The sequence below is a fragment of the Bacillus sp. PS95 genome (genome assembly GCF_037963565.1).
In the GTDB taxonomy this organism is placed as follows: Bacteria; Bacillota; Bacilli; order Bacillales; family Bacillaceae; genus Bacillus; species Bacillus subtilis.
Window position 1 is genome coordinate 2,874,921 of record NZ_CP150160.1, and the last position, 15,910, is coordinate 2,890,830.

Annotated in this window: 13 protein-coding genes; 1 reads left to right on the forward strand and 12 read right to left on the reverse strand. The window is 45.9% G+C overall.

The window, feature by feature from the left end:
- Positions 1-148: 148 nt before the first annotated feature.
- From abfB to zapA, 11 genes are all read right to left on the reverse strand, one after another.
- Complete coding sequence (abfB, locus tag NSQ12_RS15105) at positions 149-1,636, reverse strand: alpha-L-arabinofuranosidase AbfB (protein WP_004398654.1); 1,488 nt, start codon at positions 1,634-1,636, stop codon at positions 149-151.
- A gap of 217 nt (positions 1,637-1,853) precedes the next feature.
- Positions 1,854-2,831 carry an electron transfer flavoprotein subunit alpha gene (gene etfA / locus NSQ12_RS15110; protein ID WP_173614223.1) on the reverse strand — a complete coding sequence of 326 codons (978 nt, stop codon included), beginning with the start codon at positions 2,829-2,831 and terminating at the stop codon, positions 1,854-1,856.
- 35 nt (positions 2,832-2,866) lie between these two features.
- Positions 2,867-3,640, reverse strand: a complete 774-nt coding sequence (gene etfB, locus NSQ12_RS15115; protein WP_014480500.1) for an electron transfer flavoprotein subunit beta — start codon at positions 3,638-3,640, stop codon at positions 2,867-2,869.
- A 14-nt stretch (positions 3,641-3,654) separates the two neighbouring features.
- On the reverse strand, positions 3,655-4,431 hold the full coding sequence (locus NSQ12_RS15120) for an enoyl-CoA hydratase (RefSeq protein WP_038828015.1): 777 nt from the start codon (positions 4,429-4,431) through the stop codon (positions 3,655-3,657).
- A gap of 14 nt (positions 4,432-4,445) precedes the next feature.
- On the reverse strand, positions 4,446-5,030 hold the full coding sequence (gene fadR, locus NSQ12_RS15125; RefSeq protein WP_003229547.1) for a fatty acid metabolism transcriptional regulator FadR: 585 nt from the start codon (positions 5,028-5,030) through the stop codon (positions 4,446-4,448).
- A 104-nt stretch (positions 5,031-5,134) separates the two neighbouring features.
- A complete protein-coding gene (gene lcfA, locus NSQ12_RS15130) occupies positions 5,135-6,817 on the reverse strand; it encodes a long-chain-fatty-acid--CoA ligase LcfA (RefSeq protein ID WP_088326687.1) in 1,683 nt (560 codons plus the stop codon).
- A 188-nt stretch (positions 6,818-7,005) separates the two neighbouring features.
- A complete protein-coding gene (locus NSQ12_RS15135) occupies positions 7,006-7,410 on the reverse strand; it encodes a DUF350 domain-containing protein (protein ID WP_003237674.1) in 405 nt (134 codons plus the stop codon).
- Positions 7,411-7,424: 14 nt separating this feature from the next.
- Complete coding sequence (locus NSQ12_RS15140) at positions 7,425-9,782, reverse strand: endonuclease MutS2 (protein ID WP_003229541.1); 2,358 nt, start codon at positions 9,780-9,782, stop codon at positions 7,425-7,427.
- Between the two features lie 20 nt (positions 9,783-9,802).
- A complete protein-coding gene (polX, locus tag NSQ12_RS15145) occupies positions 9,803-11,515 on the reverse strand; it encodes a DNA polymerase/3'-5' exonuclease PolX (protein ID WP_088326689.1) in 1,713 nt (570 codons plus the stop codon).
- A gap of 73 nt (positions 11,516-11,588) precedes the next feature.
- Complete coding sequence (locus NSQ12_RS15150) at positions 11,589-12,122, reverse strand: CvpA family protein (RefSeq protein ID WP_003229537.1); 534 nt, start codon at positions 12,120-12,122, stop codon at positions 11,589-11,591.
- A 6-nt stretch (positions 12,123-12,128) separates the two neighbouring features.
- Complete coding sequence (zapA, locus tag NSQ12_RS15155) at positions 12,129-12,386, reverse strand: cell division protein ZapA (RefSeq protein ID WP_003229534.1); 258 nt, start codon at positions 12,384-12,386, stop codon at positions 12,129-12,131.
- A gap of 133 nt (positions 12,387-12,519) precedes the next feature.
- Between zapA and rnhC the strand changes: the two genes are divergently transcribed.
- Complete coding sequence (gene rnhC, locus NSQ12_RS15160) at positions 12,520-13,458, forward strand: ribonuclease HIII (protein ID WP_088326691.1); 939 nt, start codon at positions 12,520-12,522, stop codon at positions 13,456-13,458.
- Between the two features lie 35 nt (positions 13,459-13,493).
- Here the strand turns inward: rnhC and pheT are convergent, their stop codons facing one another.
- Entirely contained in the window at positions 13,494-15,908 is a 2,415-nt protein-coding gene (gene pheT, locus NSQ12_RS15165; RefSeq protein WP_163138230.1) for a phenylalanine--tRNA ligase subunit beta, read from the reverse strand.
- Between the last annotated feature and the right edge of the window lie 2 nt (positions 15,909-15,910).

Consider the following 15,910-nt stretch of genomic DNA (forward strand, 5'->3'; position numbering starts at 1 on the left):
CACAACAATTGCCCCAATAATCATTAAAATGGTACGAAGCATAAGATCACATCTCCTCTTCACTGTCATGTACTTTACCATGCCCTGCCGGAGCTGTTTTAAAACCTGAAAAAGAGCGCCGGCATGAAGCTCCGGCGCTCTTGCGCGATTAAGAATCAGCACGCAGCGTAAGTAAGACGACTGACATTGGCGGGAGTTTTACTTTCAGTTTGTTTTTGCTGAGCGTGTATTGCCTGAAGGATTCCGGTTTGACATGATGAGGATCGTCAAACGTGTTATGCGCATTCATTTTTTCTGCCGTAAGAATGACTCCGGAATGGTCCGCTGCCTTGTGTAGGCCTCTCAGCTCGATTTCCGCCTCCGCTTTGTTTTGGTGATCGATGTTGCAAATTGTGATATTGATATCGCCTTCAGCTTGTTTCGACGCTGAAATGCTGATTTGCGGAAGCGTTTCACCGTTCCATTCATAGTCGGCAGACATTGTCTCTGTGGCTAAAAGAGAAGCGTCCTGATGCACCTTAAACATATTGAATACATGGTACGTCGGTGTCAAAAGCATCCGCTCTCCCTCAGTCAAAATCATCGCTTGCAGAACGTTTACTGTTTGGGCGATGTTGGCCATTTGCACCCGGCGGCAATGCTGATGGAAAATGTGGAAATGAGAAGCCGCCACCAGTGCATCACGAATGGTGTTTTGCTGATATAAGAAACCGGGATTCGTGCCTGGCTCGGGATCAAACCACGTGCCCCATTCATCAATAATCAGCCCGACCCGCTGCTCCGGATCGTACCGGTCCATAATCGTGCCGTGTTTTTGAATCAATTCATCGATGTATTTGGCTTTTTTCATCGTAATAAACCATTCATCTTCCGTGAATTCTGTGGCTGATCCTTTGCCCTTCCAGAAATCCCCCGGAATCGTGTAATAATGAAGACTCAACCCGTCCATCAGGCCAGCGGCTTTTTTCATAAGCACGTCCGTCCAATTAAAATCATCCACATTTGCGCCGCCTGCAATTTTATAAATGTCATTCCCGCTGTAATTGCGGACATAAGTCTGAAAACGCCGGTACAGATCTGCGTAGTATTCGGGATGCATGTTGCCGCCGCAGCCCCAGTTTTCATTGCCCACACCGAAATATTTCAGCTTCCAAGGCTCTTCTCTTCCATTTTGCTTTCTCCAGTCTGACATCGGCGTGCCTTCTTCAAATGTCATATACTCAATCCACTCCGACATTTCCTGAACGGTTCCGCTTCCGACATTGCCGCAAATATATGGCTCGCATTCAAGCAGCTCGCAAAGCATCATAAATTCATGCGTTCCGAATTCATTTGATTCAATTGTACCGCCCCAGTGAGTGTTCAGCATTGTCTTACGGTCACCGACACCGTTTGCCCAATGGTATTCGTCCGCAAAACACCCGCCCGGCCACCTGAGGACAGGAATGTGCAGCTGTTTGAGCGCCTCCAGCACGTCCTTTCGTATCCCGTTGATATTGGGGATGTCTGAGTCCGTTCCGACCCAGATCCCCTCATAAATCCCTCTTCCTAAATGCTCAGCAAAATGACCGTATATATTTTTGTTAATGGTTCCTTTTGCGATATCTGTTTGAATCACTGCTTGATGTTCAGACATGCCTCTGATCATTCCTTTCATACGAATATGAAAAGCACCACAGTCAAATATGTGATCTGTCGTTTGCCTGAGGAGTCAGCATGAATGTAAGCGCTTTTAAAGTAACCATATTATATATGTTCGTACATGTCAACGATATTTTCTATTGTTTTTATATTTGTACGTATGTATTTATAAATATGAAAAAATCCCGAACTTTTAAAGTCCGGGATTTCCTTTATGAGTGTATATTCAATTGTTTGAATTCCTCAGTTAATAACGGGACAACTTCAAATAAATCACCGACGATGCCGTAATCCGCTATTTTAAAGATATCGGCTTCGGGGTCTTTATTGATGGCGACGATCACCTTGCTGTTTGACATGCCGGCCAAATGCTGGATGGCGCCGGAAATGCCGCATGCAATGTACAAATCCGGAGTAACGACTTTCCCCGTCTGCCCGATTTGGAGAGCATAATCGCAATAATCAGCGTCACATGCCCCGCGAGAAGCCCCGACTGCGGCCCCTAGCACCTCTGCAAGCTCCTGCAGAGGCTGAAATCCTTCCATGCTTTTGACTCCTCGGCCGCCCGCAACGATAATTTTCGCTTCGGAGAGATCAACACCGTCCGCCGTTTTTTTGACGACCTCTTGAATCACGGTGCGAAGGTCAGTAAGAGAGACATTTATGCTTTCGATGCTTCCCGATCTGCTGGTGTCTTTTTCTGAAGCTTGAATGTTATTGGGGCGAATTGTTGCAAAGATCATCGGATCGGTTGAAATGACGCGTTCAAAAGCTTTCCCCGAGTAAATCGGCCGTGTGAACACAACATTCCCTCCGGTAACGCTTACATCTATAGCATCAGAAATTAAGCCTGTTTGCAGCCGGGCAGCAAGCTTCGGTGAAAGATCCTTGCCCATTGCCGTATGCCCGAAGATGACTGAATCAGGATTTTCTTGCTCGATAACACCTCTCATGACCTGGCTGTACCCGTCTGCCGTGTATGTTTTCAGCTTCGGGTCCTCAGCGGTAAGAACTTTATCTGCTCCGTAATGAATAAGCTCTTGTGCAATGCTTTGTACATTTTCACCGATGAGAACACCGATGACTTCCCCATCTCCTGAAATGGTTCTTCCTGCAGCTATTGCTTCAAAGGTGACATTCCGCAATTCCCCATCGCGTATTTCTCCAAGCACGATCACTTTTTTTCCCATTCTAACATCCCCCTGTTTCTTTGAATGTCCAAGCTTTAAATGACTTTAGCTTCGCTGCGGAGCAATGAAACAAGCTCTTTTGCCTGTTCAGCAGGCTCACCTTGGAGAAGCTTCCCGGCTTCTTTTTTCGGCGGCAGAAAACGTTCAATGGTTTTCAGCTTTGGTTCGGCATCCTCTTCGTCCAAGTCAAGATCATCAAGTTCAAGCTCTTCAAGCGGCTTTTTCTTAGCCTTCATAATTCCCGGAAGCGATGGATAGCGCGGCTCGTTTAAGCCCTGCTGAGCTGTGACAAGCAATGGGAGCGTCGTTTTGATTTTTTCAACATCCCCTTCGACGTCTCTTTCTGCTTCTGCATCAGTGCCGTTGATTTCGAGTTTGGTGATCGTAGTGATACACGGAATGTCCAGTAGCTCGGCAAGCCGAGGCGCCACTTGTCCTGATCCTCCGTCAATGGCAACATTTCCCCCGAGAATCAAATCAAACTCCTGATCTTTCATATAGTGGTATAAAACTTGAGAAATGGAATATTGGTCGGGTTCTTCAAGATCATCTTCTATGTTGATTAAAACAGCTTGGTCACAACCCATGGCAAGCGCCGTACGCAATTCTTTCTCCGCTTCTTCACCGCCGACCGTGACGGCGGTGATCGTGCCGCCATGCTTTTCCTTCAGCTGGATGGCTTCTTCTATCGCGTACTCATCATATGGATTAATGATCCATTCCGCTCCGTCATCCTGAATCTTTCCTGTTTCAATGACAATTTTTTCTTCTGTGTCAAACGTCCGTTTCATCAGTACAAATAGATTCATGATCATATCCCCTTTTATTCGCCTTTGAACTGAGGCTTTCTTTTTTCGAGAAATGCCTGGATGCCTTCCTTGGCGTCCTCTGACTCAAATGCTTCCCCAAATCGCTTTGCTTCAAGCTTTAAGCTGCCTTCATAGGAATACACCTTGTTGGAATAAAGAAGCTCAAGCAAAGATGCCAGCGTTTGCGGGCTTTTCTCTGCAAACTTAGCGGCAAGTGCTTTTGCTTTTTCAATTACTTCTGCCTCATCTTTCGCTCCAATTGAGACAAGTCCGAGATCAAGCGCTTCTTTTCCGGATATCGGTTCTCCTGATCCGATAAGCTCTAATGCTTTGGCTGTACCGACATATCTCGGAAGGCGCTGTGTCCCCGCAAAACCCGGAATGATACCGAGATTAAGCTCCGGGAGCCCCAGCTTAGCATCTTCTGTTGCGATTCTGATATGACAGGCCATCGCAAGCTCCAGCCCGCCTCCGAGAGCAGCGCCGTGAATCGCTGCGATAATCGGTTTTGGAAAACTTTCGATTCTCTCCATTAACTGCTGGCCGCGCTCAGCGAGCAATGAGGAATCCTCATTGCCTTTAAGCGATGTAAATTCTTTAATATCAGCGCCGGCTGAGAAAAATCTTCCCTCGCCGTGAATGATAATGCTTCGTACGCCTGCATCTGTCTCACATTGATCAAGACAGGAAGACAGCTCTTCTAATATCCGGCTGGAAAGTGCGTTTGCCGGCGGATTGTGAATCGTCAAGACTGCCACAAATTGATCAACCGCAAGTGAAATTGCATTCATAGGACAGAACTCCTTTACTTATTGTGAATTCCGGATACCAATAATTCTAAAACGCTGTTTGAAAGCGCAACGAGATCGTACTTTTGGTCATTCATCACCCAAGTTGTCACAGTTTCGTCAATCGTTCCAAAAATCATCTGCCGGGCGAGGCGGACATCGAGGCCTTCTTTTATTTCGCCTGATTGTATACCTTCCGTCAAAATGCCATCCAAAATATTTAAGTAGCCTTTTAATATTTCGTTGATTTTTTGGCGCAGCTCCAAGTTGGATTGGCGGAGCTCAAGCTGCGTGACAATCGCGAGATTATGGTCACCCGCTAAAAGGGAAAAATGCTTTGAAATCACAAGCGCCAATTTCTCTTTCGCTGTTGCTTTTTCTTTAATGTCCTCTTCCATCCGCTCAATAAATTGACCCATTTTTTCTTTGAAAAGAGAAATTAAAATATCTTCTTTGTTTTTAAAATAGAGATAGATGGTGCCGTCCGCTACCCCGGCTTGTTTGGCAATTTTGGATACCTGTGACTGGTGGTAGCCGTTTTCTGCAATGACTTCTACTGCTGCATCAATAATCTGCATATACTTTGGCCGTTTTTGCTTCAATGTTCATCGTTCCTTCCTATAGAAATGAATGACTATTCATTCATAATTTCATGATAAGAAGGATTTTCAGGTTTGTCAAGTTTATTCATAGGCGTTCTCTTTTTTTATTTGATATGATGATTTTCGGTTTCTTCTTCAAGTAAACGCCTTCTTAAAATTTTTCCCACCGCCGTTTTCGGCAACTCCTTTCTGAACTCATAGGCTTTGGGCACCTTATAGGGAGCTAGACGTGATCTCGCAAAAGCGTCCAGTTCTTCTGCATCGGCTTTTGCGCCTTTCTTTAATACGACAAATGCTTTTACTGTTTCTCCTCTGTAGGAATCGGGAACGCCTGCGACAACAATTTCCTGGATGGCTTCATGTTCATAAAGCGCTTCTTCTACCTCACGCGGGTAAATATTGTAACCGCCGGCAATGATGATATCCTTCTTCCTGTCAGCAATATAGAAAAAGCCTTCTTCATCCATATAGCCCATGTCCCCGGTGAACAGCCAGCCATCTCTCAGCACTGCGGCGGTTTCCTCTGGTTTATTCCAGTATCCTTTCATGACTTGCGGACCTTTTACAATGATTTCTCCATGCTCATACGGAGCGGCAAGCTCACCCGTCTCTTCAGAATAGATCGCAGCGTCCGTACTCGGCCAAGGACAGCCGATACTGCCCGGCTTGTTTTTTCCCCAGATAAAGTTGGCGTGCGTCACTGGGGATGCCTCAGACAAACCATAGCCTTCCACAAGCTTTCCGCCAGTCACCTTTTCAAATTTCTGCTTTACCTCCACGGGGAGCGCGGCTGATCCGCTAAGACAGCTTTTAATGGATGACAGATCATAATGCTGCAATTCAGGGTGATGCAAAAGGCCAATGTAAATTGTCGGTGCGCCAGGAAAGAGCGTCGGTTTGTGTTTGTCGATGATTTTCAGTGTTTCGAGCGGATCAAACTTAGGAAGAAGAATCATTTCGAAGCCTAGTTTAATCGAATAGTTCATGACTGCCGTCAGTCCGTAGACATGAAAAAATGGAACGATGCCCAGCACTTTTTCAGCGCCTTCTTTCACGTCATACATCCAAGCGGCGCACATTTCAGTATTTGCCAAAATATTTTGGTGCGTGAGCATGACCCCTTTTGGAGCTCCGGTTGTTCCTCCGGTATACTGGAGGACAGCGATATCATGCTCAGGATCGATCTTCGGGATTGTCAGGAGTTCAGTTTTTTCCTGCTTCATACTGGAAGCGAACGTGTGAATGTCAGCTGTTTTGTCAAAGTCGATATGCACTTTTTGTTTTTGCGTCAGCGGGTAAAGAATATTCTTCGGAAAAGGCAAATAGTCTTTTACGCTGGTTATCAAAATCTGGTCGACTATTGATAACGTTTTCATTTTTATTACCTTCGGGAAAAGTAAATCTAAGGTGATGATCACACTTACCTGAGCATCTCTAAGCTGGTATTCAAGCTCATGCTCGGTATAAAGCGGATTCGTCTGCACCACGATGCCACCGGCAAACAAGACGCCATAATAAGAAATCACTGTTTGCGGGCAATTGGGCAGCATAACAGCCACTCTGTCTCCTTTTTGCAGGCCATTGCACTGCAAAAAAGCTGCAAGTTTAAGAGCATCCGTCAGAATGTCATGAAAGGTGAGTTTTTTTCCATAAAACGATATTGCGGTTTTATCAGGGAATCGTGCGGCGGAGTCTGTCAGGATGGATTGCAGGGTTTTATTCGGCAACGGAAGCTCATGCGGGATATCGTTGGGATACTCGGCAAGCCACGGCTTTTGAGACTGCATAAAACCTCCCCTTTCGATTTTAGAGATCCACCTTATCATTATAGCAGATGGACGGCAAAAAAAAGAAAAAGAAAGGTAAATCTTTCTTTTTCTCATAATATGAACAGATATATAAGACCAATTAACAAAAAGATTCCCGCTGCGGCGAGCAGTATTTTCGCAAGCTTTTCCATCTATTCTCCGTCCCCTTATATTCCGGCTGCCACCACAAAAGAAAGCCCGACAGAAATGACAAATGAAATAAAGCCGACAGCCCGGTTATCATTTTCGATTTCCTGATCAATTTTAAACCGCGGAGTCAAAAACTCAAAAATAAAGTAGCTGATCAGAAGCATAACAAACCCGTAAACGCCCCAGCCGATCATTTGCAGCAGCGAATTATGCTGGGAGATGGAATGCTGAAATACGTTTGCGATTCCCAAAATTTTTCCGCCGGTCGCCATTGCCACCGCAAGATTTCCTTTTTGAATCTCTTCCCAGTTTTTATAAGCCGTCACCAGCTCAAACACAGTCAAAAAGAGGACGAGGCAGAGAACCGCGACACTGTAATATGCCGCGATTTCCACAAGCTCGTTTTCCCAAAAATCACTCATGGCCATACTCCCTTTTATTTTAGTTCAACAACCGTAACGCCTGATCCTCCCTCACCTGCTTCACCGAAACGGGAACTTTTGACGCTGCGGTGGTTTTTCAGAAGATCCTGTACGCCTTTTCTTAAAGCGCCGGTTCCTTTTCCGTGGATGATTGACACTCTTGGATATCCGGCTAACACCGCATCATCCAAGTATTTTTCAACCCGGCTGAGGGCATTTTCATAGCGTTCGCCGCGAAGATCAAGTTCAAGCGATACGTGATAGTCCTTTCCTTTGACCGCTGTAATCATTTTTTCTTTTTTTGGCTCCGGAGCTGATTTGATAAACTCCAGATCTTTTTCTTTTACTTTCATCTTTAAAATACCGATTTGAACGTTCCATTCATTGCCGCCTGTTTTTTCGAGCAATGTTCCTTTTTGCCCGAAAGTGAGGACTTTCACCTCGTCGCCAGGCTTAAAGTCGCGTTTTTGCGTTTTCGGCTTTTCCGGTTTCTTGGACTTTTCAAAAGCAGGCATAGCGCCTTCTAACCGTTTCTTCGCGTTAATCAGCTCGTGATCCTTGAAGGATTTGTGTTCTTCTTTTATGGTGCGCAATTCATGAATAATGTCCTCGGCTTCTTTCATTGCCGCTTTTACTTTTTCAGCAGCCTGCTGTTCTGCCTCTTCAAGCATTTTGTCTTTTTTGCTGTTAAGCTCGATGATTTGCTGCTGCAGCTCTTTATGCAGTTTTTCCGCTTCTTTTCTGATTGATTCTGTCTCAGAAAGCTCTTCTTCCGCACGTTTTTTGCTTTGTTCCAGCGACGCAATCATCGTATCGACTTCGTTATGCTCGGCCGTCATTTCTGACTTCGCCTGCCCGATGATATGGTCCGGGAGCCCGAGGCGTTTTGAAATTTCGAAAGCATTGCTTCGACCCGGCACACCAATTAAAAGTTTATAGGTCGGTGACAGCGTTTCGATGTCAAATTCAACGCTGGCATTCATGACGCCTTCTCTGTTATAGCCGTACGCCTTCAATTCCGGATAATGCGTCGTAGCTAACACTCGTGCATTGGTGCGATGCACGTCATCCAAGATGCTCATGGCGAGGGCCGCCCCCTCCTGCGGATCTGTCCCTGCACCAAGTTCATCGAAAAGCACAAGGCTGTTTTCATTGACCTGTTCTAAAATGCCGACAATATTCACCATATGGGATGAGAACGTACTTAAACTTTGCTCAATCGACTGTTCATCACCGATATCAGCGAATACGTGCTCAAATACTGCCGCTTCTGACCCTTCATCTGCCGGGATATGAAGACCTGACTGCGCCATTAAGGTTAGCAGGCCTAACGTTTTAAGGGTGACTGTTTTCCCCCCGGTGTTTGGCCCTGTGATGACAATGGTTGAAAAATCGCGGCCAAGCTCGATGTCATTGGCAACAACCTGATCAGGCGGAAGCAATGGATGGCGGGCTTTTTTCAAACGGATAAAGCCGGTGTCGTTCATAATCGGTTTTGTCGCTTTAACCGCTTTTGCATATCTAGCTTTTGCAAAAATAAAGTCAAGCGTCTGCAGCACTTGCAAATCTAGAAATAGCTCCTCTGTATACTCTGCCGTTTTCTCTGTCAGCACACGCAAAATCCGTTCAATTTCTTGCTTTTCTTTCACTTTCGCCTGCTGAAGGGAATTGTTCATATCTACAATCGCCTGCGGTTCAATGAATAGTGTCGCACCAGAGGATGAGGTGTCGTGCACAATTCCTCCATAGCTGGATCTGTACTCCTGTTTGACCGGGATCACAAAGCGGTCATTCCGAATCGTAACAATCGTATCAGACAGCATTTTCGATGCGGAAGAGGAACGCAGCATCGACTCTAACCGGTCTCTGACTCTTGATTCGAGTGTTCTGAGCTGTGTGCGGATTCCTCTTAATGTTTCCGATGCATGATCAAGCACTTCTCCGTGATCATCAATGCAGGAATTAATGTCCCGCTCTAAATCGGACAGCGTGATAAGCTGTTCAGCATGCTGATGGATCAGCGGAATGTCGACACCGTCTTCAGCCATTTGCGTGATAAAATGTTTCATTTGTTTAACTGCATAAAGCAGGCCTGAGATTTCAGTGAATTCAGAAGGACTGAGAACGCTGCCGATTTCCGCCCGTCTTAACGCTCCTCTGATATCTACAAGGCCGCCAAATGGCGCTTGGCCTCTCAGCCGGATAATGTCAGAAGCTTCGTCTACTTCATCCAGCTGTTTTTTGATTTCGTCTATAGAAGCAGAAGGCTTAAGCTCGAGAAGCATTTCTTTTCCGAGCGATGAAGCGGCATGCCCAATAACCTGTTCTTTCACTTTATGAAATTCAAGAGCTGATAATACTTTTTGCTGCACGATTGTGTGAGCCTCCTTACTTAATCGTTGCGCTTCAGAAATGCCTCTACGTCTTTAAGCGACCGGGCATTCAGAACGTTTTTCGTTTCCGTCCATCCTTTGCGCGCGGCAGTAACGCCAGTTTTCATATCGTCTAACATCTCAATATTATGGGCATCAGTATTAATCACCAATGTAACCCCTTGTTCGTTTGCTTTCATTAAATGCTCTGTGCGCAGATCAAGGCGCGCAGGGTTGGCGTTGAGTTCAAGCGCCGTATTTGTTTTCCTCGCAAGCTCAATCAGCTGATCAATATCGATTTCGTAACCGGCCCGTCTGCCGATAAGGCGCCCGGTCGGGTGTGCGATAATGTCAACATGCTTGTTTGTCAGTGCCGTCTCAAGCCGTTTCATAATCACGTGTTCCGGCTGATTAAAACTGGAATGAATCGATGCAATAACGATATCCATTTCCGCAAGCACATCGTCATCATAATCGAGCGTACCGTCAGGCAGGATATCCATCTCAACGCCTTTCAAAATACGGAAGTTTTCAAACTCCTCATTCAGCGCGTCAATTTCTTTTGCCTGCTGCTTAAGTCTTTCTGCAGTAAGGCCGTTGGCGACCTTTAAATATTGTGAGTGATCGGTGATCGCCATGTATTGATAGCCTTTTTTGATGCAGGCTTCAGCCATCTCTCTGATCGAAAATGCGCCATCGCTCCACGTTGAGTGCATGTGGAGATCACCTTTGATTTGCCCGAGCTCTATCAGTTCAATGCTGTCGCTGTAGGTTTCCACTTCCTGTCCGCTTTCACGAATTTCCGGCGGAATCAGCGGCAGGCCGAAGTGCGCATAAAATTCACGTTCACTCGGAAATGTTTTGATCTCTCCGGTTTCAACTGTCTCAACGCCGTATTCACTGATCCGCTCGCCGCGTTCTTTGGCGATTTGGCGCATCTTAATATTGTGATCCTTTGATCCCGTAAAATGATGGAGTGTTGTCGGAAACTGCTCTTCCGTCACAAGACGGAAATCGACGCTTGTTTCATATTCAAAGGAAAGGATGACGGACACCTTCGTATCTCCGCTTGCGATCACGCTTTTGATGTTTGGCAGCTCAAGAAGCTGCTCTCTTACTTCAGCCGGATGATCTGTAGCAATGATATAATCCAGATCCTTCACCGTTTCCCGCGCTCTGCGGAGACTTCCGGCACGAGAAAATTTGATGATATGCGTAAATTGAGAAAGATGCTCCTCAATTTCCCGCGCGATCCGGAGGGCGTATCCGATCGGGAACCGTTCAGGCTGTTTTCCGGCTTCCCCGAGCGCCTGTAATATTTTTTCTTCCGATTTTTTGCCGAAGCCCGCAAGACCCTGGACCTTTTGCTGCTCACAGGCTTCCTTCAGAGATTCTGCATCGTGTACGCCGAGCTCTTTATACAGCTTTGCGATTTTTTTGCCGCCGAGCCCCGGCAGCTTCAATAAAGGCACGAGTCCTTCCGGCACTTCTTTCTGAAGCGATTCGAGCGTGCTTGACTTTCCTTCATCTATATACTCTTTAATGACGCTGTACGTTCCTTTTCCAATGCCGGACAGCGACATCATATCGTCCATTTCTGATAAGCTTCGGTCGTCCTGTTCCAGAGCTGCCGCCGCTTTTCGGAAGGCGGATACTTTAAACGGGTTGTCCCCTTTGAGTTCCATATAGACTGCAATGGTTTCAAGCAGCCGGATAATATCTTTTTTATGCATATCATAACCCCCAGACGTTCACATATGTTTCCATCATACTTGAAAAAAACTTCTCCGGACAAGAGAAGTTTTTTTATGCCCCGTACTGTGTCCACAGCTCTTGTAAAAGCCCTGACAAGTACGGTGTATGGTTAATGATCACATTTGCGAGAGACGATTGCCCCATCATTTGCTGCAACGCATCTACCGGCAGAACGGATGCGACATACAGCAGCACAAATGTAAATAAATAGACTTCTAGAAAACCGAGAACGGCTCCCAGCATCTGGTTGATTTGTTTAATCACCGGAATGCCGGCTACAATACTCAGGAACGAGCCGATGATTCTCAGTAAGATTTTAGCAATGATAAATAAAACGATAAACGCAATCGCATTATAGTACGCTGCTTCCAAATTCCCCGTAAAAAAAGAAAGAGCCGGCTGTCCCGCTGAAAAATCGGGTGCGGGAATCCAATGTAAATGCGGTGCCACGTTTTTATAGAATAAAGCCGCAAAGGCAATTGATAAAATAAAGCTCGTCAAGCGGATAAACTGCAGGATAAAACCGCGTTTTAACCCCAGTAAAGTCCCCATCAGGAGCAAGATTAAGATGATGATATCTAGCATAGTTGTTCAATCCTTTTCTTTAAGCTGACGCTCCAGTTTTTCACATTTCTCTTGTAATTTGACATAATCGTGCACCACATTTACCGCTGTCAGCACTGCAAGTTTATTTATATCAAGGTATGGATTTTTTTCATTGATTTCTCTCATTTTATCATCAACAATTCCGGCGACATACCTCATATGGGCTCTGCTTTCTTCACCGACAATCGTGAAGTGCTGGCCGTAAATGTCAACGGTTGTTTTTGTTTTTTTGCCGTCAGACAACGTTTCTCCTCCATTCCGCGAGAATCCTAGTTCTTATCATAACACGTTTATTAAATGAATGGAAAGACGAGCCTCCCGCTGTTATGATACACTGGTATATACAGTGAAAAGTGTAAAAAAAGGAGATTATTACGTGTCCCATTCAGTGATAAAAGTATCGTTGTCTGCTATTGACCAAATGAAAATGACGTACAGCGGTTCGCTTACAGCCTCTGTTCCGCAGGGAGCCGTTTTTCAGGCGAAACCGCCCGGCTGTACCATTACAGCATATCAATCCGGCAAGGTCTTGTTTCAAGGCAAAAACGCAGCGGCAGAATCCGCGCGCTGGGGAACAGCAGAGCCGGAAAAGAAGAAAATGGCCAAAAAGCCGGCTGATCCCCGCTATGCCCCTCCGGCAGATATCGCCGGAATGTCTGTTATCGGTTCTGACGAAGTCGGAACCGGAGATTACTTTGGCCCAATGACGGTTGTATGCGCGTACGTCGACAAAACCATGCTTCCTTTAATGAAGGAACTCGGTGTTAAGGATTCTAAAGATTTAAAAGATCCGCAAATCATCGAGATTGCCCGAAACCTGATCAAAACTATTCCATATAGCCTGCTGGTTTTAAAAAATGAAAAGTATAACAGCATGCAGGAAAAAGGCATGAGCCAAGGGAAAATGAAAGCATTGCTGCACAATCAGGCGATCACACATTTATTAAGAAAATTGGATGGAGTAAAGCCTGAAGCCATTTTGATTGACCAATTCGCTGAGCCAGGCGTCTACTTCAATCATTTAAAGGGCAGAGACATTGTGAAGGAGCGGACCTATTTTAGCACAAAAGCTGAAGGTATTCACCTGGCTGTCGCCGCTGCTTCAATCATTGCAAGATATTCGTTTTTAATGGAAATGGATAAACTATCACGCGCGGCAGGAATGACGCTTCCAAAAGGGGCCGGTCCTCACGTCGATGAAGCGGCCGCCAAGCTGATCCTCAAAAAAGGGGCATCTGCACTCAGAACCTTTACAAAACTCCATTTCGCCAATACGCAAAAAGCGCAGCGCCTTGCTGATAAAAAACGCTCATAGAAAAAAGCTTGCAGATTTCTCTGCAAGCTTTTTTATCAGCCTCTTAAAACAGCTTGATATGTGTCTTCTAACGCTTTCAGCACTTTGCTGTGCGCCTTTGTCACTTCTTCTTCAGTCAGTGTTTGTTCAGGGTTGACATACTGGAGTGAGAAAGCGACTGACTTCTTGCCTTCCTCCATATGTTCGCCTTCGTATACGTCAAAGACGGTTACCTCTTTCAGAAGCTTGCCGCCAGCCTCTTTAATGACGCTCTCGAGCTGGCCGCTCGTGACGGTTTTATCTGTTACAAGGGCGATATCACGTGTCACAGACGGATATTTTGGAATCGCCGTGTAAACAAGCGGTGCTGTTTCTGCTGCGAGCAACGCATGAAGATCGAGCTCAAATACGTATGTTTCCTTTATATCCAGTTCTTTTTCCAATGAAGGGTGGACTTGGCCGATGAAGCCGATCAGAGAACCATTCAATAAAATGTTCGCTGTTCTGCCCGGATGCAGCTGTTTGCGTTCAGACTGTACAAATTCAATGCTGTCTAGGACGTTGAGTTTGTCTAACAGCCCTTCCACAATTCCTTTGACAACAAAGAAATCAACTGGTTTCTTTTCACCCTGCCATAGCTGCTTGCGCCATAATCCGGTAATAGCTCCTGCTACGCGTTCTGTTTCAACAGGTTTTGTGTCCTCTTCCTTCGTCAGGAAAACGGAGCCAACTTCGTACAGTGCAACTGAGTCAGTCTGCCTCGCAAGGTTGTAAGAAACAGAATCAAGCAGATTCGGAACAAGACTGTGTCTGAGAATGCTTCTTTCTTCACTCATTGGAAGCGCAAGCACAGTATTCAGTGATTTTTCAATCGCAAACGCTGCCGCTTTCTTCTCGTTTGTCAGTGAGTAAGTGATGGCTTGTGATAAGCCTGCGCCTTCAAGGAAGCGTCTGACTTTACGGCGTTTTGCCTGATATGGCGTTAATCCGCCTGTAGTTCCCGCTGTCTCAGGAAGCGTAGACGGAATGTTATCGTATCCGTACAGTCTTGCCGCTTCTTCAATTAAATCCTCTTCTATTGTAATGTCGCCGCGGCGTGATGGGACAGTCACAACGAGAAGTTCATCCGCTTCACCGACCGTAAAACCGAGACGTTTATAAATGCTGATCAGTTCTTCTTTACTGATCGTCAGGCCTAGAACGCTGCTCACTTTGTCAGCAGATACGTGAATGTTATTTGCTTCGATTGTCAGGTGATCTTCCTCAACTGTTCCAGCAAGCACCTCACCGCCGGCATACAGATGGATCAGCTGCGCAGCCCGTTCTGCTGCAAGACGTACGCGCGCCGGATCAATTCCTTTTTCAAATCTTACGCTTGATTCACTTCTCAAACCAAGGTCTTTGGAAGCCTTGCGAACCGTCTGCCCGTTGAAATACGCAGCCTCAAGCAAAATCGTTTTCGTATCTTCCTGAACCTCTGACTCTGCTCCTCCCATGACACCCGCAACGGCCTGCGCTTTCATTCCGTTTGTAATAACAAGGTGATCGGCGGACAGCTTACGTTCTTGATCATCAAGAGTGACGATCATTTCATTCTCAGCTGCTTTTCTTACTACAACTTCCTTAGAGCCAAATCTGTCATAATCAAACGCATGAAGCGGCTGTCCGTATTCCAACAGGACAAAATTTGTGATGTCAACGACGTTGTTGTGCGGACGAATGCCTGCATTCATCAGCTTTGTCTGCATCCAAAGCGGTGACGGAGCAATCGTGACATTTTTAATGATTTTTGCAGTGTACAGCGGGTTCGCTTCTTGATCTTCAATTTTGACTGAAATGTAATCAGACGCTTGTTCTGAAGCAGCCGGGTAATCCGTTTGCGGAAGCTTTACCTCAGTGTCTAAAATCGCGGCAACCTCGTAAGCAACACCAAGCATGTTCATGGCATCCGCGCGGTTTGGCGTTAAACCCAGCTCAAGAATCGCATCGTCAAGCTGTAAAGCCGCTAAGGCATCGCTTCCTGTTTCAGCGTCATTCGGGAATACGAAAATGCCTTCTGCATACTCCTTCGCCACAAGTTTGCTTTCGATACCAAGCTCCTGTAAGGAACAGATCATGCCATTTGATTCTTCACCGCGAAGCTTGGCTTTTTTGATTTTGAAATTGCCCGGCAGCACCGCTCCGACTGTTGCAACTGCGACTTTTTGTCCCTTATCCACATTCGGCGCGCCGCAAATGATTTGTACAGGGGCTTCAGCTCCGATATCCACAAGGCACTTATTCAGCTTATCAGCATTCGGGTGCTGCTCGCGCTCCAGCACATGGCCGATGACAACGCCTTTAATGCCTTCTCCTTTGTATTCAATTCCTTCAACCTCAATACCGGCTCTTGTAATTTTTTCAGCAAGAACAGCCGGGTCCATGCCTTTTAAATCAACATAATCCTCTAACCATTTATAAGAAACAAACATCC

Excerpts from the sequence above, each read along its gene's own strand:
- abfB (WP_004398654.1), bottom strand. The coding sequence starts at position 1,636 with ATGTCTGAACATCAAGCAGTGATTCAAACAGATATCGCAAAAGGAACC.
- etfA (WP_173614223.1), bottom strand. The coding sequence starts at position 2,831 with ATGGGAAAAAAAGTGATCGTGCTTGGAGAAATACGCGATGGGGAATTG.
- etfB (WP_014480500.1), bottom strand. The coding sequence starts at position 3,640 with ATGAATCTATTTGTACTGATGAAACGGACGTTTGACACAGAAGAAAAA.
- NSQ12_RS15120 (WP_038828015.1), bottom strand. The coding sequence starts at position 4,431 with ATGAATGCAATTTCACTTGCGGTTGATCAATTTGTGGCAGTCTTGACG.
- lcfA (WP_088326687.1), bottom strand. The coding sequence starts at position 6,817 with ATGCAGTCTCAAAAGCCGTGGCTTGCCGAGTATCCCAACGATATCCCG.
- NSQ12_RS15135 (WP_003237674.1), bottom strand. The coding sequence starts at position 7,410 with ATGAGTGATTTTTGGGAAAACGAGCTTGTGGAAATCGCGGCATATTAC.
- polX (WP_088326689.1), bottom strand. The coding sequence starts at position 11,515 with ATGCATAAAAAAGATATTATCCGGCTGCTTGAAACCATTGCAGTCTAT.
- NSQ12_RS15150 (WP_003229537.1), bottom strand. The coding sequence starts at position 12,122 with ATGCTAGATATCATCATCTTAATCTTGCTCCTGATGGGGACTTTACTG.
- pheT (WP_163138230.1), bottom strand. The coding sequence starts at position 15,908 with ATGTTTGTTTCTTATAAATGGTTAGAGGATTATGTTGATTTAAAAGGC.